We start from the raw sequence: 20054 nt of genomic DNA on the forward strand, positions 1-20054 counted from the left end.
GGCGGCCATATCAGGAATTCGCGAGCAAGCTTCATGCCTCTTGACGCCGGCCGGCCATGACTGCCAGTGGTGAGTGAGCATTCACTCACTCTTGGCGTCGCGTCACCTCTCGCGCTCGGCACCGAAATCCATGGTCTCGATGTCCCGTTCTTCACCCACCCCCATCAAGGACAAAGTCGTCGCGGCGGCCCTCGATCTCTTCGCCGCCCGGGGTGTCGCCGCCGTTTCGGTCAAGGACATCGCTGCCCGCTCGGGGGCGAGCGAAGGCGCCCTCTATCGCCATTGGGGCTCCAAGGAGGCGATGGCGCAAGCGCTCTTCAATGAGGGTTTCACCGGCCTTGCCTCGGGCATGCGGCAGATCATGCACGAGGAAAGACGGCTGCGACCGCGGCTGACCAGGATCGTCACCTATTTCTGCCGACGCTTCGACGAGACCCGGCCGCTCATGGCGTTCCTGCTACTGCGCCACCACGAAGAGATGGCCAAGGCACTCCGTCCCAGCGACGATACGCCGATCCGCGTGCTCGAGGATCTGGTGGCCGATGCCGTTGCCGCGGGCGAACTGCCGCCCATTCTTCCATCGCTCGGGGCGGCCTTGGTACTGGGCCTGACCATCCAGCCGGCTACCTTCATGATCTATGGCCGACGGCTGGATGGCAGTTTCACGGCACTGGCCCCGGCACTAGCCCACGGTGCGCTGGCTGCACTCAAGGCCGCCGCCGGCACAACAAACGACCAAACGGACCGGATCACCGATGACGCCAGAACCTGAACCCCAGGGCTCGCCGTTCCGGCTTCTCACCAAGCGCCGCTTTTGGCCCCTGTTCGGCGCCATGTTCCTGGGCGGCCTGAACGACAACCTCTTTCGCGCGGCGATCGTGCTCTACGTCGTTCAAAGCGTCAGCCCAAACCAGGGTGCCACGATCGGCCTGATCGCCGGCGCGCTCCTCGTCATCCCCTATTTCCTTTTCTCCTCGACGGCCGGCGTCATTACCGACAAGTTCGAGAAAGCGCGCGTGCTGCGCTGGACCAAGGCGGCCGAGGTCGGCATTGCCTGCCTTGGCGCCATTGCCTGTTTCTCCGGCAGCATCACCTTCATGATGATCGTGATGTTCTTCCTGGGCACGCAGATGGCTTTCTTCGCGCCCGCCAAATATGCTTGGCTGCCCGAACGCCTGCGGGAGGACGAGCTCGTTGCCGGCAATACGCTGGTGGAGGCCGGCACCTTCCTTGCGACCCTGATCGGCACCGCCGTGGGCGGGCTCGCGGTGGCCGGCGGCGGCCTGATGCTGGCAGCGGGGCTGGCCGTCATTTGCGCGGCCTTGGGCTTCCTTTGCACATTCGGACTCGAGGAGGGTCGGGCCGCCGACCCCGATCTCAAACTCAGCCCCAATCCGATCCCCGGCACGATCGACCTCTTCCATCACGCGCGCTCGCGCAAGAGCACATGGCGGGCGATCTTGATGCTGAGCTGGTTCTGGGCAGCGGGCGGCATCTGCCTCTCCAACCTGCCGGCCTGGGTCAAGGACGACCTGCATGGCAGCGAGGCGGCGACGACCTTCCTGCTCACGCTCTTTGCAGCCGGCGTCGGCCTCGGCTCCTTCATGGCCAACCGGATCGTCAAGGGCCGGGTCTCGCTCTGGCCCGTCCCGGCGGCCACGATAGGCTTCGCGCTGACGACGATTCTCCTTTATGGTTCGCTGATCTTCCTGGCCGCCGACACGCGGCAGATGGGCGTGGCCGACTTTCTCCAGCACCCCTCCCTCCTGGCGCTTTGCATCGGCTTCCTTCTGGTGGCGATCATGGGCGGCCTCCTGGCGGTGCCGCTCTACGCCTTCATCCAGCACTCGGCTGGCGCCGACGAGCGGGCGCGCATCATCGCCGCCAACAATGTCGTGACCGCCGCGATCATGACGGCGGCAGCCCTCGCCTGCGCCGGCATGACCGGCCTCGGCCTGCCCGTCCGCGAACTCTTCCTCGTCCTGGCGGTGGCAAACACGATCTATGCCATCATCGTCGTCCGCCTTCTGCCCGCCGAGGCGCTGCAAGGCGCGTTGCGCAGCATCTTCAAGACCTGGCTGCGGGTCGAGATCCGCGGCATGGAGCATATCGAGGCGGCAGGCCCCCGCGTGGTCATCGCGCCCAACCATGTGAGCCTCGCCGACGGTGTCCTCCTTGCCGCCTATCTTGAGGGGCGCCCGGCCATCGCCATCGACGTCCAGCAGGCAGCGCTCTGGTATATCCGCCCGTTCGCCAAGCTGGCCAACCTCTATCCGATCGACCATGCGCGGCCGCTGGCGGCCAAGGCGCTGGTCCAACGAATCGCCAGTGGCGAGCGGGCGTTGATCTTCCCCGAGGGAGCGATCAGCCGCACCGGTGCCCTGATGAAGGTCTATCCGGGCACAGCCTGGGTGGTCGACAAGGCGGCGGCCGTGGTCGTCCCAGCCAGGATCGAGGGTCCCGAGCGCTCCTTTCTTTCCTATCTCAAGAACGGCCAGGTGCGCCGCTCCCTCGCACCCAAGACGATCATCACCTTCTTTCCGGCACAGCGACTCGAGATCGACCCGGAGCTCAAGGGCCGCCGCCGGCGGATCGCCTCGTCAACCGCAATGGCCGACCTCATGGCCAGGACACAGTTCGAGCACGAATATCGGCCGCAAACGATCCCGGCCGCGATCGTCGAGAGTGCCCGGCGGGTCGGCTGGCGGCGGCTGGCGATCGAGGACCCGCTCGGCACGCGGCTCACTTACGGGCGGCTGATGGCAGGCCTGCACGCGGTGGGCGCGGAGCTGGCCCTGGAGACACGACCGGGCGAGCGCGTGGGGGTCATGCTGCCGAGTCTCGCACCGACAGCGCTCACCATCCTCGGCCTCATGCTGCATGGCCGCACCCCCGCCATGATCAATTTCTCGGCGGGGACCAAGGCATTGCGCGCGGCGATCGACGCCGCCCAGATCCGCCTCATGGTGACGAGCGACGCCTTCGTCACCCAGGCCAAGCTCGAGCCCCTCGTCGACGCCGCCAGGGAGGCGGGCGTGCGCATCCTTACGCTGGAATCGCTGCGCCCGCGCATCGGCGCCATGGCGAAGCTGAAGGCGATGCTGCGCTCGCGCCGCGTTCCGGCGGGCGACCCCTTTGGCGAGGCGGTCATTCTCTTCACCTCCGGTTCCGAGGGCCTGCCCAAGGGGGTGGCACTCAGCCACATGAACCTCCTGGCCAATGCCGTCCAGGTACGGGCGGTGATGGACCTGGACATGCGCGATTCGGCCCTGAACGCGCTGCCTTTGTTCCACAGCTTCGGCCTGACGGGCGGATTGATTTTACCGCTCACGATCGGCATCCGCACGATCCTTTATCCGAGCCCCCTTCATTATCGTGTCGTCCCGGAGATGGCTTATAATTTCGAGCCCACTTTCATGTTCGGTACCGACACGTTCCTGAACGGCTATGCGCGGATGGCCGACGCTTACGATTTCCGCTCCGTCCGGGCGATCTTCGCCGGGGCCGAACCGCTCAGGGAGACGACGCGCCATATTTATGCCGAGCGGTTCGGCGTGCGCATCCTCGAGGGCTACGGAGCCACCGAGACCGCACCCGTGATCGCGATCAACACGCCAAAGCAGGTCAAACCCGGCACGGTCGGCCGCCTCCTGCCCGGCCTGTCGGCCCGGCTGGAACCGGTCGAGGGCCTGGAGGGCGGCCGCCTGCTGCTCAAGGGTCCCAACGTCATGCTGGGCTATCTGCGGGCCGGCAAAGGCGGCGTCATCGAGCCCACCGAGGAGGGCTGGTTCGACACAGGCGATGTCGTGATCTTCGACGAGAACGGATTTCTTTCGATCAAGGGGCGGGTGAAGCGCTTTGCCAAGATCGGCGGCGAGATGGTCTCGCTCTCGGCAGTCGAAGAGTTGGCGGAGCGCGTCTGGCCGGGTGGCCGGCACGCGGCCGTGGCCCTGCCGGATGCCCGCAAGGGCGAGCGTGTCGTTCTGGCCAGCGAAGGCGCCGCCGGGGGCCGCGACAGTCTCCTCCGCGCGGCGCGCGAGATGGGCGTGCCCGAGATCATGACGCCTGCCGAGGTCGTCGAGTTGAAGGCGCTGCCGCTGCTGGGTTCGGGCAAGATCGACTATGTGGCGCTCAAGGCAGATCTTCTGCAGCAGCGCGAGGCCGCCTGAGGCCGGCATCTCGGGACTGCCGCCGCTGCAAGGAGCATGCTAAGGGACCGAGCCGACTTGGGTCACGTACCCCAACCAGATCCTAGCAGGAGACGCTACGTCCATGTTCACGAGGTTGTTGCCGAGCGCCGCCCTTTGCCTGGCCCTCGCCGTTACGCCTGCCCTGGCAGAGGAGACACCGACCGCCCCGCCGGCACAGAGCGGTGCTGGCGGCAAGGTGACGATCGAGCTCAACAAGCTCGAGCCGGTCGACCAAGCCTGCCGCATCTATCTCCTCTTACGCAACGACACGGACGTCGACTTCACGGCTCTGCAACTGGAACTCGTCAGCTTCGGCGCCGATGGCGTGATCAACCAGCGCGTTGCCGTCGACCTGGCACCGCTCCAGCCGAAGAAAACGCTGGTCAAGCTCTTCGACGTGCAAAGCACCGCCTGCGACAGCGTCACCCGGCTCTTGCTCAACGACACGCTGCGCTGCGAGGGTAGCCAGGGCGGCGCAGCCCCGGCGGAGATCAAAGAGTGCCTAGCCTTCCTGGCCCCCTCCTCCAAGGGCAAGGTTGAATTCTGGAAGTAGGGTGCGACGCGGCGTCAGGGCTTGTCGAGGATGATAGTGGCATCCACCGAGACCTCGACCGTTTCGAGCCCTGCCTCGGCCACGGGCTTGGCGCGGGCGGTATCGGCCGCCATCGCCATGAGCCGCGGCATTGGCCTCGGGCCGCCATTGGCCCCCGATACGGAGATGGCCTCGATATTGACGACGCGACACCCCAGGGCGGCAGCGACCCGCTCGGCCCGCGTCCGCAGCTTCTTGATCGCCTCATCCGTCAGCTCGTCGACCAGCGCATCGCGCGCCTTGTCGCTTAAGACATAGTCGAGCCTACTCAACAGCACGCCATCGCCCTGCAACTCACCCAAAAGCCCTAAAAGGGCCGTGCTGTCGCCGCTCTTGAGGTCCAGATCCTGCTGTGCCACCCAGGCGCGCGGCCGGCCGTCGTTGGTGAAATCCTGCGCCACACGATAGCCGCTGGTCGAGACGGTGACCCCGGCCACGCCCTTGGCCTTGCCGACCAGGCCGTCCATCAGCCGATTGACGGCCATCTGCGCCTTGCCGGCAGCCGAGCCCTCCGAGCGCGCTGTGACTGCCGCCTCGATGGTGTCCTGCTCGACGTCCCGCCTTGCCGTCTCGCGCAGCGCCAGTCTGGTGCGCGGTGATGCATCATCCGCCGACTGGGCGGCGACGCCGCCGGCCGTGACGAACGACAAGACGAACAGCGTTGCCAGTACCGTGCCTAGCTTTGTCTTCATCGATCCAGCTCCGCAAATGGGGGCAAAGGGGTGGCTTTGGTGCGACATCCACCGGCGAATGACAAGGGATGCCCCCCGCCAGCCGCCGCAGCGTCGATGCGGCACATGTACAAACGCTGTGCACATGACGATTTGAAGATGGGCGTCGTGACCGCAAGCTTAATCGGTCCTGCCCTTTTCCATTGCTAAGGAAGAATGACATGGCCGAACCCTCGCCAGAATCAGGTCGCCACCGCATTGTCGTGGTGGGGGGCGGTGCCGGCGGCCTGGAGCTGGTGACTCGTCTGGGCAACACGCTGGGCAAGCGCAAACGCGCGGACATTACCCTGGTCGAGTCCTCGAGATCGCATGTCTGGAAGCCGTTGCTCCACGAAATCGCCGCTGGCACGATGAACATCGACCGTCACGACATCAACTATCTGGCCCAGGCGGCGGCCCACCATTTCCGCTTCCGCTACGGTGCCATGGTAGGCCTCGATCGGAACGCCAGGGAGGTTCTCCTGGGCGAAGTGCGCGACGAAGAAGGCCGCCAGGTTTCCCCCGCCCAGCGCGTTCCCTACGACACGCTGATCATCGCGATCGGCAGCCGTACCAACGATTTCGGCACCAAGGGCGCCGCCGAATACGCCTATGTCTTGGATACGCCGGGCGAAGCCGCGCGCTTCAACCGTCGCCTGATCAATGCCTTCCTCCTGGCGCAGACCCAGGAAGGACCCGTGCGCCGAGGCCAGCTCCATGTAGCCATCATCGGTGCCGGTGCCACCGGCACCGAACTCTCGGCCGAGCTGCATCACACCGCACTGCAACTCGTGGCCTATGGGCTCGACCGCATCAGCGTCGAGCGCGACCTTCAGATCACCCTGATCGAGGCAGCCCCCCGCATTCTGCCGCCCCTGCCAGAGCGCATTGCCGCCGAGACCCACAAACTGTTGACGGAATTGAGTGTCGATGTGCGCACCAACGCCCGCGTCGTCGAGGTCCGAGCCGATGGCGTGATGCTGGCCGATGGCGGCTTTGTGCCGGCCGAGCTCACGGTGTGGGCAGCGGGCGTCAAGGGGCCGGACATCCTGCGTAACCTGGGCGGCCTCGAAGTCAGCCGAAACGGCCAGCTGGTCGCCGGACTGACCCTACAGACGACGCGCGATCCGGACATCTTCGCTATGGGCGATTGCGCCTATGTGCCTTATCCGGGCCATGATGGCCCGGTTCCTCCCCGCGCCCAGGCCGCCCACCAGCAGGCCTCGTTCATGCTCAAGCAGATCAGGCGCCGCCTGGCCGGCCAGCCGCTTCTCGAGTTCCGCTATCGCGATTTCGGCTCTCTGGTCTCGCTGGGCGAATATTCGACGGTCGGCAATCTGATGGGGTTCGTCGCCGGCCGCAGCATGTTCATCGAGGGCATGTTCGCGCGGCTCATGTATCTCTCGCTCTATAAGATGCACGAGATCGCCCTACACGGTTATTGGCGCGTCATCCTGGACTCACTCTCGCGCGCCTTGAGCAAGCGTACCGGCCCGACCGTCAAGCTGCATTGACGGGCAAACCTCTCAGGCCATGTACTGCCCGCCATTGGCCGTGAGCGTGGCGCCGGTGATGAAGCCAGCATCGGCGCTGGCCAGGAAAAGGACGCAGCGCGCGACCTCCTCGGGCTCGCCTAGCCGCCCGACCGGGATCTGCGGGAGAACCTTGTCCCGCAACGTCTCGATGGGAACGGCGCGAACCATCTCGGTCGCGATGTAGCCTGGGCAGATCGTGTTGCAGGTGATCCCCAGCGCCGCTCCCTCGTGGGCGACGGCCTTGGTGAAGCCCAGGGCCGCAGCCTTGGCCGCCGCGTAATTCGCCTGGCCGAACTGGCCCTTTTGGCCATTGATCGAGGAGATGTTGATGATGCGGCCAAAGCGCCGCGCACGCATCCCCTCGATGACGTTGCGCGTCATGTTGAAGAGCGAGTCCAGATTAGTCGCCATCACCTCGCGCCACTGCTCGAGGCTCATCTTGTGCAGCGTCGAATCGCGCGTGATGCCGGCATTGTTGACCAGCACGTCGATCGGCCCAAGCTCGGCCGTGACGTTCTTGATCCCGTCCCGGCAGGCGTCAAAGTCGGCGACATTCCATTGAAACACGCTGATACCCGTGCTCCGGCTGAATTCAGCAGCGGCCGCCTCGTTGCCGGCATAATTGGCGGCCACCTTGTAGCCGGCCGCGGCCAGCGCCTTCGACACGGCCGCACCGATTCCTCGCGTGCCTCCCGTTACCAAAGCCACCTGGCTCATCACTGTCTCTCCCTGCTTATCATTTTTGGCAGGCTTTGCTCGTCACCACCATCAGCGGCGCCGCCCCCCGAGCAAGAACGCGATGCCGTCTAAAGCCCTTCAGCAGTAAGTGCCAAGCCACCAACCGGCAGCCGCTCCGGCCAATCCGATCGGAGCGTGCTCGTCGATACATGAACCCCATGATCCACCGACAAAAAGCAAGCAAAGATGCGGCCTCGTACCGGAAATCATCTTTCAACACGTGGCTTATGTCGTATGGGAAATTAAACGGTTGCACGAGTGCTTTGTTGACAGCAGACGGTATCGCTAAGAACTGCGCCTTATGGGCGAAAAACATGGAGTTCGCCATGCGACGGCGACATTTGGCGGCGGGGCTCGCCTCTGCGAGCGCCTTGGCGGCCCTGCATTTTAAGCAGGCAAGAGCCGAGGTCAGCACGATCTTGAACGTGTCCTACGATGTCGGCCGCGAACTCTTCACCGCGATCGACATCGCCTTCGTCAAGGCATGGAAGACTAAGACCGGGCAGGACATCAAGGTCGACCAGAGTTATGGCGGCACGAGCAAACAGGCGCGCGCCATCCTCGAGGGTCTGCAGGCGGACGTCGTCACCTTCAATCAGGTGACGGACATCCAAATTTTGCACGATCGGGGCCAACTCATCCCGGCCAACTGGCAAAGTCGGCTGCCCTATAATTCCTCGCCCTTCTACTCACTGCCGGCTTTCCTCGTTCGCAAGGGCAACCCCAAGGCCATCAAGGATTGGGACGATCTCACGCGCGACGACGTGCAGCCCGTCTTTCCCAATCCCAAGACGTCGGGCAATGCGCGCTACACCTACCTTGCTGCCTTTGCCTATGGCCTCGAGCATAATGGCGGCGACGAGACCAAGGCCGAGGCGTTCGTTGCCAAGCTGCTGGGCAACGTGCCAGTGTTCGACACAGGTGGCCGCGGCTCGACCACGACCTTCGTCGAGCGAGAGATCGGCGACGTGCTCGTCACCTTCGAGGCCGAAATGCACGGCGTCGCGCGCGAATATGGCGATGCCGGGTTCGAGATCGTCCTTCCATCAATGAGCATAGAGGCCGATTTCCCGGTAACCCTGGTCGACAGGGTCGTCGACGCGCGCGGCTCGCGCGACGTTTCAAGCGCCTATCTCGAATTCCTCTATCAGCCGGAAGCGCAGGAAATCATCGCCGGCTTTGGCAACCGCGTGCGGGACGATGAAGTCGCCAAGGCCCACGCAGGCGATTTCCCGGCCGTGCGCCTCGTTACCGTTGAACAGGTCTTCGGCGGCTGGGGCCGGGCAGAGTCCGAGCACTTCGCCGATGGCGGCCTTTTCGACCGGGCGTTCAGCCCAGGCAGGCAACGATAAGCCCTCGGCCTGAAGATCGATGTCCAACCGTTCCCCCTACCGGGCTTCAGACTCACGCTGGACTGCACGCTTGCTTATCTGGGCCTGATCGTGCTGCTCCCCCTGCTGGCCTTGGCCCTCAAGGCGACCAGCCTCTCCTGGGCCGCCTACTGGACGATCATATCGAGCCCGCGCGCCTTGTCTTCCTATCGCGTGACCCTGACGGGTGCCCTGATCGCCACGGTCTGGAACGCCATATACGGTCTCCTCATGGCCTGGGTCCTGGTCCGCTATGCGTTCTCCGGCCGTCGGCTACTGGACGCGCTCATGGACCTGCCGATGGCACTGCCGACGGCGGTCGCCGGCATTGCGCTGACCACGCTTTTTGCACCCAAAGGTTGGTTCGGACATCTCCTGAGCCCGCTCGGCATCAAGGTTGCCTACACGCAGCTGGGCATCGGCATCGCCATGGCTTTCACGAGCGCTCCCTTCGTCGTCCGCACCGTGCAACCCGTCCTGGAGGAGATCGAACCCGAAATCGAGGAGGCGGCACGCACGCTGGGCGCTGGCTCGCTCACCATTCTTTGGCGCATCCTCTGGCCGGCCATCTTCCCGGCGTTTCTGGCTGGCTGCGCCCTCTCTTTCGCCCGCAGCCTGGGCGAATTCGGCGCCGTCATCTTTATCGCCGGCAACCTGCCCCTCAAGACCGAGATCACGGCGCTGCTCACCCTCATCCGGCTGGAGGAGTTCGATTATCCGGCCGCCACCGCCATCGCTTCCGTTCTTCTGATCGCGGCCTTCCTCATGCTGGCCCTCACCAATGCCGTACAGCTCTATAGTCTGCGGCACGGAGAGCACAGCCGATGAGGCCGGATATGCCCGGCCGGCCGGCCCGGGTCGGCGACGGACCCGTCGCCAGGCGAGTGCTTATCGGGCTTGCCTGCCTGCTCACCCTGGCCTTCCTCGTGGCCCCCATCGCCCTGATCTTCACGCAGGCGCTGGCGGCAGGCCCCGAAGGGTACCTCCGGGCGATCACGGATGGCGACACACTTCATGCGATCGTCCTCACCTTGACCACCGCTGCCATCGTCGTGCTAATCAATATGCTCTTCGGGCTGGCGGCCGCCTGGGCGCTCAGCCGCTTTCGCGGCCCGGCCCTGCTCCTGGTCGTCATCGAATTGCCCTACTCGATCTCGCCCATTGTGGGCGGCGTCATGTATCTCTTGCTCTACGGCAATCAGGGCCTCTTCGGCCCTTGGCTGGCGGCGCACGATATCCGGCTCATGTTCACACCGGCCGCCATCATCCTGGTAACCTTGTTCATCACGAGCCCCTTCGTCGCGCGCGAGCTTTTGCCCTTGATGCAGGCGCAGGGCATCGATGAGGAAGAGGCAGCCCTAAGCCTCGGCGCCGGCTTCTGGCGGACGATGACCGACGTGACACTGCCCAACGTCAAATGGGCGCTCCTCTATGGCGCCATCCTCTGCACCGCGCGCTCGATCGGCGAGTTCGGCGGCGTCTCGGTCGTCTCGGGCAATGTGCGCGGCCAGACCAACACGCTCCCGCTGCAGATCGAGTTGCTCTACAACGATTACAACGCGACGGGTGCCTTCGCCGCCGCAACGACGTTGACCTTGCTGGCGCTCGCGACGATCGGCGCCAAGATGCTCCTGGAGCGCCGCCGCACCGCCTGAACCCGGCACGCGGACGGTCGATGCGCTAGGCGACGGCCCGGATATCAGCCAAGCGCCGCCGCTGGCTGCCATCCGCCGTGACGTTGTCTGGATCGAGCCAAGCCTCGAAGGCGGGCTTGACCGTGCACCAATCCTGATCGGTCATCGCATACCAAGCGGTATCGCGGTTGCGCCCCTTGATGATCATGTGCTGGCGAAACGTGCCCTCATAGATAAAGCCGAGCCGCTCGGCCGCACGACGGGAGGGCGCGTTCAGATCGTTGCACTTCCACTCGAAGCGCCGATAGCCGAGTTGGTCGAAGACGTAAGCTGCGAGGAGAAAGACGGCCTCGGTTCCGGCCGGACGCCGCTGCAGGCTGCGACCATACCAGATATTGCCGATCTCTATGACGCCGTTGGCCGTATCGATGCGCATCAGGCTGAGATACCCCTTGGCCTCGCCTGTCATCTTGTCGATGACGGCGAAAAACTGCGCGTCCTTGGCCGCTGCCTGAAGCGCCACCACCGCCGAAAAGGCCTGGGCCTCGGTGAACGGGCCCGGGCCCAGATAGCTCCAGTCGTCAGGGGCCGCCAGGGCATCGGCCGTCATCGTCGCCGCGTGCTCTGACCGAAGCGGCTCGAGCCGGACGAAGCGGCCCTCCAAGGTCACGGGCTCCGGCCAAGCGCGCGGCGTCCAGCCCTCGACGATCGGCCCGACGGGCGGCGTACTCATGCGAAAAGATCTCCAAACCACGATGAAGACGCGGCCGCCCGCGCGGGCGGCCGCGTCTTTGCCAAGGGACGTCATCCGACAAGGGTGGACGCCCGAGAAAAGGACGTCACCCGAAAAGAAGTGGCACCCGGAAAAAAAGACGCCGCCCGGTAAGGGGCGGCCGTCTGGAAGATGCGTTGCCGCCCTGCGGGCGGCGCAGCTGGCAGCGTTCAGTTCTTGGCCTTGTCGACCAGGGCCGCCTTGCTGATCCAAGGCATCATCGCCCGCAGCTTCTCACCCACTGCCTCGATCGGATGGGCAGCGTTCTTGGCCCGGATGGCCTTGAAGCTGGCCTGGCCCGCTTTGTTCTCCAGCACCCAGTCGCGCGCGAAGCGGCCCTCCTGAATGTCGGCCAACACCCGCTTCATCTCGGCCTTGGTCTCGGCCGTGACGATGCGCGGCCCCGTCATGTAGTCGCCATACTCGGCCGTGTTGCTGATCGAGTAGCGCATATTGGCAAGGCCGCCCTCATAGATGAGGTCGACGATGAGCTTCACTTCGTGCAGGCACTCGAAATAGGCCATCTCGGGCGCGTAGCCCGCCTCGACCAGCGTCTCGAAACCCGCCTCGATAAGAGCCGCGAGGCCACCGCAAAGGACGGTCTGCTCGCCAAAGAGATCCGTCTCGGTCTCTTCCTTGAAGCTGGTCTCGATGATACCGGCCCGGCCGCCGCCGATCGCCGCGCCATAGGAGAGGCCCAGGTCGTGTGCGCTGCCCGAGGCATCCTGGTGGATCGCCAAGAGGCACGGCACGCCGCCGCCCTTCACATACTCACCGCGGACGAGGTGACCCGGCCCCTTGGGGGCGATCATCAAGACGTCGAGATCGGCACGCGGCTCGATGAGCTTGAAATGGATGTTCAGGCCATGCGCGAACATGAGGGCCGCCCCCTCCTTCATGTTCTCGTGCAGCTCGTCCTTGTAGAGATCCGCCTGCAGCTCGTCCGGCGTCAGCACCATGACGACGTCGGCCCATCTGGCCGCCTCGGCGACGGTCATTGCCTTCAGCCCTGCCGCTTCCACCTTGGCGCGCGTCTTCGACTGAGGGCGAAGGGCCACGGCTACCTCGGCAACACCGCTGTCCTTCAGATTATTGGAGTGACCAAAGCCCTGACTGCCATAACCGATCACGGCAACCTTCTTACCCTTGATCAGGTTGAGGTCGGCATCGTTGTCGTAATAGACGCGCATGGAGATAGATCCCTGAAACTTAAGCGGCCGCGCCGCGGCCCGGTGGTCTTAAAGGTGATCGCCGCCTTTCTCAAGTCGCTGCCGAGTGAAGGCCCTGCCCAGTTTTGAACGGACAGGCCAGAGCGATAATCTTCCTGTCTCGGCGGCGGTTTGCCGAAACAGCTCTGCAGCGCGGGCCCATTGATGTCGCCAATTTTTGATACACCTCGGCAAAATATCTCCTTATAGTTGAGTTACATTAACTTATTGGCGATAATCATGCGTGCATTGCTGGCTGAGGATGACCCCGTATCGGCGCGCCTCATCAGAGCCTCGATCGAGCCAAGCAATTTCCTGGTCGAGACCGCCACCTCCGCCGAGGATGCCTTGGACCTTGCCAAGGTCTACGATTTCGACATTGCCATCATCGATCTGAAGCTCCCCGATTCCGACGGCAATGAGCTTGTCCGCCGCATGCGCGCGGCGGGCATCACGGTGCCCGTCCTCATCTGCACGGCGCATGACGACAAGCAGGAAATGGTCCGGGCGCTCATCTGCGGGGCGGATGACTACATCACCAAGCCCTTCGACAAGAACGAGCTGACAGCCCGCCTGCAGGCAATCGTCCGCCGCTCCAAGGGCCACGCCGAATCGGTCATCCGCACCGGGCGCATGACGATCGATCTTTCGGCGCGCACCGTCCATATCGACGGCAAGCTCCTGCCCGTGAGCCCCAAGGAATACAGCATTCTGGAGCTCCTCTCGCTGCGCAAGGGCCGCACGCTGACCAAGGACATGTTCCTTGATCACCTCTATGGCGGCATGGACGAGCCGGAGCAGAAGATCGTCGACGTCTTCATCTGCAAGTTACGCAAAAAGATCATCAAGCTGACGGGCGACGAGAGCGGCATCCAAACCGTCTGGGGCCATGGCTACATGCTGAAGGATTCCGAGCACGGCCTCAACGAGGACGCGGCGGAGCCCTACTTCACGAGCCCCGAGGACGAGTTGGAAGCTGCCCGAACGCCTGAAATGGAACGGCACAATCTAAGCGAACTTGACGCCCTGCTCATCAAGCTCTTGGGCTGACGCCCCCAAGCACCGCCCGAGCGCGGCGGCCAGAACTCAGGCGATGGTGCCGCCTGTGTCCCTGGACGGTGCTACGGCGGTGGCCGGCGGTACGTCATCCTGACCGATATATTCGGAGGTCAGGACCGCAAGGCCACGCGCCATCGCCACGACGCCGGCCCGGCTCACCTCGACCGGGCGGACGAGATCGATGAAGGCATCGACCTCATCCGAGGTGCCGGTCATCTCGAAGATGAACGAGCCCGGCTGGCTGTCGACGAGGCGCGCGCGCATGACATCGGCGATACGCGAGGCCTGGATGAGATGCTCGCGTTCCCCCGCCACCTTGACCAGCGCCAGCTCGCGCTCGACATGCGGTCCCTGGACGGTGAGATCCTGGACCTGATGCACGGGCACGAGCTTGTCGAGCAGCGCCTTGATCTGCTCGATCACCAGCTCCGTGCCGGTCGTGACGATGTTGATGCGCGAGAAACGGCGGCCGGCATCCACCTCCGCCACGGTGAGGCTATCGATATTGTAACCCCGGCCCGAGAACAGGCCGATGACCCGCGCCAGGACTCCGGGTTCATTGTCGACCAATGCGGCGATGGTATGCCGACGGCTGGGCTCGTCGCCGGGCCCGTTACTGAAGAGCGCATTGCCCATGGAGAGAACTCGCAGATTTAAGGATGGAGACAAGGACGCACCTAGGCAGCCTTGAGACCGTCAGCTCTAGCTGCCGGTCTTCGCAGCGTCCGATGGAGACCGCCTGTAGGGCGGCCCCTCCTATGTCATACGAGCGCCATGCCGGCTTCCGAGATCGCCTCGTGATCCTGGCCCTCGTCGGGTGCCAACCGGATCTCGTTATGCGCGGCCCCGCCCGGGATCATCGGGTAGACGTTCTCCGTCCTGTCGACGACGACATCGCAGATGACCGGCTTCTTGATCCGAATCATCTCCTCGATCAGCCCGTCAACTTCATCCGCCTTTTCTGCCCGGAGCCCGACGGCGCCGAACGCCTCGGCCAGCTTCACGAAATCCGGCAGGCTCTCATGGTAGCTCTGCGAATGGCGCTGCCCATGGAAGAAATCCTGCCACTGGCGGACCATGCCCATGTAACTATTGTTCAAGATGAACGACTTCACCGGCAGCCCGAACTGCATGCAGGTCGACATTTCCTGCATGTTCATGACCCAAGACGCATCGCCCGCGATATCGACGACCAGCGCGTCCGGATGGGCCACCTGCACGCCCATGGCGGAAGGAAAGCCGTAGCCCATCGTGCCGAGGCCACCCGAGGTCATCCAGTGATACGGCTCGTCGAAGCCGAAATGCTGCGCAGCCCACATCTGATGCTGGCCGACCTCGGTCGTGATGAACACCTCACGATCGCGCGTCAGTTCAAAAAGGCGACGAATGGCATATTGCGGCTTGATCACCTGGCCGCGCTGGAAGAAGCGCAAGGACTGCTTCTGGCGCCACGCATCGATCTGCTGCCACCAGCTTTCCACCGGCCGCTCGACCGGCTTCTTGGCCGGCGCCCTACGGCGCCATGCGGCAAGCAAGGCCTCCAGGGCCGGCTCCGCGTCCGCCACGATCGGCAGATCGACGGCGATATTCTTGTTGATCGACGATGGATCGACGTCGATGTGGACCTTGCGCGAATTGGGCGAGAACGCGTCCGTGCGGCCGGTCACGCGATCATCAAAGCGCGCGCCGATGGCCACCATGACGTCGGCGCCGTGCATGGCCATGTTGGCCTCGTAGGTCCCGTGCATGCCGAGCATGCCCAGGAACTGCGGGTCGGACGAGGGATAAGCACCCAGCCCCATCAGTGTCAGCGTGATCGGGAAACCCGTCTCGTGCACCAACTCCTTCAGGAGCGCGCAGGCACGGGGACCGGCATTGATGACGCCGCCGCCCACATAGAAGATGGGCCGCCGGGCCTGGGCCAGAAGCTCGGCTGCATGCTCGATGCGCGCCAAGTCGGGTTCGCGCCTCGGGTTGTAGCTGCGGTGCTTGACCTGGTCGCGCGCCGTATAGGGCGCCGGGCGCATCTGAATGTCCTTGGGCAAGTCGATCACGACCGGTCCCGGCCGCCCCGAGCGGGCGACGTGGAACGCCTCGTGCATGACCCGCGCCAGGTCGTTTGGGTCCTTGACCAGGTAGTTGTGCTTCGTGCACGGCCGGGTGATGCCAACCGTATCGGCTTCCTGGAAGGCGTCATTGCCGATCATGTGCGTCACGACCTGGCCGGTCAGGACGACCAGGGGCACGCTGTCCATGAGCGCGTCGGTCAGGCCGGTCACCGTGTTGGTGGCACCGGGGCCCGAAGTGACGAGCACGCACCCGACCTTGCCGGTCGAACGCGCATAGCCCTCGGCCGCGTGGACGGCCGCCTGTTCGTGACGGACGAGGATGTGCTTAATTCGCGGCTCGCGATAAAGCGCATCGTAAATCGGTAGTACCGCCCCCCCCGGGTAGCCGAAAATTACCTCCACACCCTGCTCCACCAGCGCCTTCAGTACGACCTGCGAACCGGTCATCGGCTCGGGGTCATGCGCGTGGGAGACGGACGGGGCGGTCATGATAAGCTCCGATCAGATCGAGCCCTATGGCTCATTAAGGGGCACAAAAACCCCATGCCTGCCTGCAAAACCGGCATGCATGGGGTCGCGCAAGGTAGTTCCAGCGCTGCTTAGGGTCAATCAAACAATAATACAGAGTGGCGGACCCCAAACTGTGTCAGTCAACGGGTCGATAATCACCCTCGATGATGGGTCCATCCATAGCCTCCATGTAGCGGCGCACGATCCGCATGTTGCGTGTCGAGGCCTTGAAGGCGAAATCGAAGAGATCGCCCACTACAGGTACCGCGCCTACCGCAAAATCGAGCCCGACATTGCCCAACATGCGGGCGAGCGCCGTCTTGGGCATGCCGAGATTGTGCGCCTCGACGATGATCCAAAGGGAGAGGATCGAGCCCAGCGCGTCGCCGATGCCGGGCACCAAGCCCAACATACCATCGAGCCCGATCCGAAAGGAGGTGCCCGGTACGCGCACGGCGTTATCCAAGAGGTAGGCGAGCTTCTCCATCCGCCGCCTTGCGGCCTCGCGTCCGGCTGCCCCGCGCTCCCGGCGCCGGCCGGCGCCGGCAAAGCTGGCATTGAAGGAACCACCAAAATCCTGTGCGACCATGTCAGATACATCCACGCTTCGTTGTTGGAATGAAGGGCCTTTAGGGTTCGGTTCAGTGCGAAGCCGTCACGGCTGGCTCGTCCCTGGTCTTGACAAGACTCCAGACGATACCGCCCGCCAGGATCGCCAAGGTGACCGCGAGCGAAATCAAGGGCGGCACATGGCCGACGAAGCCCGTCGCGATGATCTTGCCGCCGATAAAGAGCAGCACCAGCGCCAGGGCCGGCTTCAGGTAGCGGAAACGGTGGATCGCCGCCGCCAGCGCGAAATAGAGCGCGCGCAGGCCCAAGATCGCGAAGATGTTGCTCGTGAAGACGACGAACGGATCCTGTGTGATGGCGAAGATCGCCGGCACCGAATCGACCGCGAAGACAACGTCCGCCAACTCGACCAGCACCAGCGCCACCAAAAGCGGCGTCATGTGCGTGACCATCTTGCCCCGGCGCGGCAGGCGGGTGAGGAAGTGATGCCCGTCCACCTTGTCCGTCACCGGAAAACGCCGCCTGAGGAACTTCAAGATGGGGTTGTTCTCGATGGCGGGCTCGCTGTCCTTCGTTAGCAGCATCTTGCCGCCGGTGAAGATCAAGAAGGCCGCGAACACGTAGAGGATCCAGGCGAAATTCGCGACCAGCGCCGCGCCGGCGAAGATCATGATGCCGCGCATGACGATGGCCCCCAGGATACCCCAGAAGAGCACGCGGTGCTGGTATTCGCGCGGCACCCCGAGATGCGAGAAGATGAGGGCGATCACGAAGACATTATCGAGCGAGAGCGACTTCTCGATGAAATAGCCCGTGAAATAGGCGACCCCCGTCTCACTGCCCAGGCTCCAGAGCACCCAACTGCCATAGAGAAGTGCGATAGCGATGTAGAAGCCGCTCATGATCACGCTCTCGCGGATCTCGATCGGCCGATCCTTGCGGTGGAGGACGCCCAGATCGAGAGCCAGCAAGGCAGCGACGACACCCATGAAGGCAACCCACATCCAAAGCGGCTTGCCCATGGCGTCGAAAAACAGAAACTCAGGTAAATTGATGACGGCAATCGCGTCCACCGGCCCCTCCATGCGGTTATCGGACGTTCATCCAGATGCCGACATCACAAGCAGTTCTGCTTGCCAGAGGGGCCCGGTCACCGGATTGCCTCAGAGATAGGTATCAAGGCAGGGTGTTCAAGGGCGGCTTGCCAGCACCTCTCGGATCATGGCCTCGATGACGGTCCCGACCGATGGATCATCGGCGATGGCTGCCAGCGGCTGGATCCCGGTCAGTTGATGACGCAGGAAGGTCCGCTGGCGCTTGGCATATTGGCGGATCTGCGCCGCGATCGGCTCCAGCACGGAAGGGAGCCTTGCCTGGCCGCGCACCACTGCCAGAAGTTCGCGCGCCCCATGGACCTTGGCGATCGGCAGCCGATCGAAATCGCCAAGGCGCGCTTGGAGCCGGCTGACTTCATCGAGCGCACCGGCCTCGATCATCGCCTCGAGCCTGGTCATGATCCGCTGCGCCAACCGCTCGCCCGGCGGCACAAGGGCCAGACCGACGATGCAGGAGGGCAGCGGCTGACGCGCAATCGGACCTGCCTGCCATTCGGCCAGCGAACGGCCGGTTTCCAGCACGACCTCGAGTGCCCGTAGGATGCGCTGCCGATCGCTTTGCCGCAGCCGTGCCGCCATCACCGGATCGATCGCCGCCAACCGCGCATGCAGCTCCAAGGTAGTAGCGGCAGCCGTCTCCCTCGCCAGCTCCGCGCGTCGCGCCGCGGGTATCGCCGGCATCGCGACGATACCCTCAAAGAGCGCTTTGAGGTAAAGGCCCGTGCCGCCGCAAAGGACGAGCGGACGCTCATCCCTTGCTGCGAGGAACGGAGCCACAAGGTCGAGCCATCGGCCGGCCGAAGGCTGCGATGTCGCCTCGAGCACGCCATAGAGCCGGTGCGGAACCATCGCCTCGTCCGCCGCTGTGGGCCGTGCCGTCAAAATGGGCAGGTCGGCAAAAAGCTGCTGGCTGTCGACATTGACGATGATCCCGTCGATCGCCCTCGCCACCTCCATGGCCAAAGCCGACTTGCCGCTGGCGGTCGTGCCCCCTATCACGACCAGCGCGCGTGGCGCCATGATCCTTCCCATCGCTGAGTTGCCCGATGTCTCATATCCTCTGCCTCATCCAGGCCCGGCCGCAAGGGGCGGTCGCGAATGCCCTCTCCCTTGAACGCATCGCAGCGCTGGAATCGCTTACGGGCAGCCACCCGCGCTGGCTGTCGCCCGGTGAAGCCGTCGAGTTCGCCACGACCCGGGCACCCCAACATGTCTTGGCGGGTGCGCGAGAGCTGTTCACAGGAGCGCCCGTCGACATCGCCATCGTGCCCGCAGCCGAACGCCGCAAACGCCTTTTCCTGTCCGACATGGACAGCACCATGATCACCGTTGAATGCATCGACGAATTGGCCGATCGGCTGAAGATCAAGGGCGAGGTCGCCGCCATAACGCGACGCGCCATGAATGGCGAAATCGAGTTTAGGCGTGCGCTCGAGGAGCGCGTGGCCCTGCTCTCGGGGCTCGCCGAGGCCGTGATCGACGAGGTCTGCCTCAACCGCGTCAGGCCCATGGCCGGTGCTGCGGACTTGCTGGCAACGCTGCGCCGGGACGGTGTACGCACTGTCCTGGTCTCGGGCGGGTTCAAGCCCTTCACCCGCTATGTGGCAGAACTTCTGGGTTTCGACGATGACGACGCCAACGAACTCGAGATCGTCGATGGCCGTTTGACGGGACGGCTGGTGCCACCCATCCGCGATGCCGCGTCCAAGCTGGCGCGGCTGAAAGCAGAGTCGAAGGCGGCGGGTCTGCAGCCCCTGCAAACGATGGCTGTCGGCGATGGCGCCAACGATCTACCCATGGTCGAGGCTGCGGGTCTGGGCGTCATTTTCATGGGCCACTCCCGAGTCCGCGAGGCGGCCCTTGCGGCCGGTCGCGTCGTCATCGATCATGGCGATCTGACGGCCCTTTTGTTCCTCCAGGGCTATTGCCGCGAGGCGTTCGCTTCGCCCGCCTGAGAGAGCCTTCTCCCTGCTTGCGGCGGG

18 protein-coding genes are annotated in these 20054 nt (G+C 64.3%); 9 read left to right on the plus strand and 9 right to left on the minus strand.

What is annotated here, in order from left to right; translation table 11 throughout:
• Positions 1-139: 139 nt before the first annotated feature.
• The 3 genes from CFB17_RS07140 (at position 140) to CFB17_RS07150 (ending at position 4743) form a co-directional block, all read left to right on the plus strand.
• Positions 140-772 (plus strand): TetR/AcrR family transcriptional regulator, encoded by a 633-nt coding sequence (locus tag CFB17_RS07140; protein ID WP_165769474.1) that lies wholly within the window; start codon positions 140-142, stop codon positions 770-772.
• Entirely contained in the window at positions 756-4169 is a 3414-nt protein-coding gene (locus CFB17_RS07145; RefSeq protein WP_088560721.1) for an MFS transporter, read from the plus strand. The genes CFB17_RS07140 and CFB17_RS07145 overlap by 17 nt, the downstream gene beginning before the upstream one ends.
• Before the next feature lie 103 nt (positions 4170-4272).
• Positions 4273-4743 (plus strand): hypothetical protein, encoded by a 471-nt coding sequence (locus CFB17_RS07150; protein ID WP_088560722.1) that lies wholly within the window; start codon positions 4273-4275, stop codon positions 4741-4743.
• Between the two features lie 14 nt (positions 4744-4757).
• On the opposite strand, the gene CFB17_RS07155 is transcribed toward CFB17_RS07150, so the two are convergent.
• A complete protein-coding gene (locus tag CFB17_RS07155) occupies positions 4758-5474 on the minus strand; it encodes an SIMPL domain-containing protein (RefSeq protein WP_165769475.1) in 717 nt (238 codons plus the stop codon).
• Between the two features lie 200 nt (positions 5475-5674).
• On the opposite strand from CFB17_RS07155, the gene CFB17_RS07160 reads away from it, so the two are divergent.
• Positions 5675-7006 carry an NAD(P)/FAD-dependent oxidoreductase gene (locus CFB17_RS07160; protein ID WP_088560724.1) on the plus strand — a complete coding sequence of 444 codons (1332 nt, stop codon included), beginning with the start codon at positions 5675-5677 and terminating at the stop codon, positions 7004-7006.
• A gap of 12 nt (positions 7007-7018) precedes the next feature.
• Here CFB17_RS07160 and phbB read toward each other — a convergent pair whose 3' ends face one another.
• Positions 7019-7744: an acetoacetyl-CoA reductase gene (gene phbB, locus CFB17_RS07165; RefSeq protein ID WP_088560725.1), complete on the minus strand. Its 726-nt coding sequence runs from the start codon at positions 7742-7744 to the stop codon at positions 7019-7021.
• Positions 7745-8091: 347 nt separating this feature from the next.
• Here phbB and cysP point away from each other — a divergent pair, with 347 nt between their 5' ends.
• From cysP to cysW, 3 genes are read left to right on the plus strand one after another with little or no spacing between them, the layout of a single operon-like run.
• Positions 8092-9117: a thiosulfate ABC transporter substrate-binding protein CysP gene (cysP, locus tag CFB17_RS07175; RefSeq protein WP_088560941.1), complete on the plus strand. Its 1026-nt coding sequence runs from the start codon at positions 8092-8094 to the stop codon at positions 9115-9117.
• A 15-nt stretch (positions 9118-9132) separates the two neighbouring features.
• Entirely contained in the window at positions 9133-9963 is an 831-nt protein-coding gene (gene cysT / locus CFB17_RS07180; protein WP_088560727.1) for a sulfate ABC transporter permease subunit CysT, read from the plus strand.
• Positions 9960-10790, plus strand: a complete 831-nt coding sequence (gene cysW, locus CFB17_RS07185) for a sulfate ABC transporter permease subunit CysW (protein ID WP_088560728.1) — start codon at positions 9960-9962, stop codon at positions 10788-10790. Before cysT ends, cysW begins: the two co-directional genes overlap by 4 nt.
• A 25-nt stretch (positions 10791-10815) precedes the next feature.
• On the opposite strand, the gene CFB17_RS07190 is transcribed toward cysW, so the two are convergent.
• Positions 10816-11502 (minus strand): GNAT family N-acetyltransferase, encoded by a 687-nt coding sequence (locus CFB17_RS07190; RefSeq protein ID WP_088560729.1) that lies wholly within the window; start codon positions 11500-11502, stop codon positions 10816-10818.
• Positions 11503-11711: 209 nt separating this feature from the next.
• Positions 11712-12731 (minus strand): ketol-acid reductoisomerase, encoded by a 1020-nt coding sequence (gene ilvC, locus CFB17_RS07195; RefSeq protein WP_088560730.1) that lies wholly within the window; start codon positions 12729-12731, stop codon positions 11712-11714.
• Between the two features lie 258 nt (positions 12732-12989).
• Here ilvC and CFB17_RS07200 point away from each other — a divergent pair, with 258 nt between their 5' ends.
• A complete protein-coding gene (locus CFB17_RS07200; protein WP_088560731.1) occupies positions 12990-13799 on the plus strand; it encodes a response regulator transcription factor in 810 nt (269 codons plus the stop codon).
• Positions 13800-13835: 36 nt separating this feature from the next.
• On the opposite strand, the gene ilvN is transcribed toward CFB17_RS07200, so the two are convergent.
• From ilvN to miaA, 5 genes are all read right to left on the minus strand, one after another.
• Positions 13836-14444, minus strand: coding sequence for an acetolactate synthase small subunit (gene ilvN, locus CFB17_RS07205; protein WP_088560732.1), 609 nt, complete (start codon positions 14442-14444; stop codon positions 13836-13838).
• A gap of 125 nt (positions 14445-14569) precedes the next feature.
• Positions 14570-16366 carry an acetolactate synthase 3 large subunit gene (locus CFB17_RS07210; protein WP_088560733.1) on the minus strand — a complete coding sequence of 599 codons (1797 nt, stop codon included), beginning with the start codon at positions 16364-16366 and terminating at the stop codon, positions 14570-14572.
• Positions 16367-16523: 157 nt separating this feature from the next.
• Complete coding sequence (locus CFB17_RS07215) at positions 16524-16976, minus strand: DUF4112 domain-containing protein (protein ID WP_088560734.1); 453 nt, start codon at positions 16974-16976, stop codon at positions 16524-16526.
• Positions 16977-17028: 52 nt separating this feature from the next.
• Positions 17029-17979: a TerC family protein gene (locus CFB17_RS07220; RefSeq protein WP_088560943.1), complete on the minus strand. Its 951-nt coding sequence runs from the start codon at positions 17977-17979 to the stop codon at positions 17029-17031.
• A gap of 168 nt (positions 17980-18147) precedes the next feature.
• Positions 18148-19092 carry a tRNA (adenosine(37)-N6)-dimethylallyltransferase MiaA gene (gene miaA / locus CFB17_RS07225; protein ID WP_165769476.1) on the minus strand — a complete coding sequence of 315 codons (945 nt, stop codon included), beginning with the start codon at positions 19090-19092 and terminating at the stop codon, positions 18148-18150.
• Between the two features lie 26 nt (positions 19093-19118).
• On the opposite strand from miaA, the gene serB reads away from it, so the two are divergent.
• Positions 19119-20027 carry a phosphoserine phosphatase SerB gene (gene serB, locus CFB17_RS07230; RefSeq protein WP_088560736.1) on the plus strand — a complete coding sequence of 303 codons (909 nt, stop codon included), beginning with the start codon at positions 19119-19121 and terminating at the stop codon, positions 20025-20027.
• Positions 20028-20054: the final 27 nt, after the last annotated feature.

It is taken from the genome of Arboricoccus pini (assembly GCF_900187945.1).
Lineage (GTDB): Bacteria > Pseudomonadota > Alphaproteobacteria > Geminicoccales > Geminicoccaceae > Arboricoccus > Arboricoccus pini.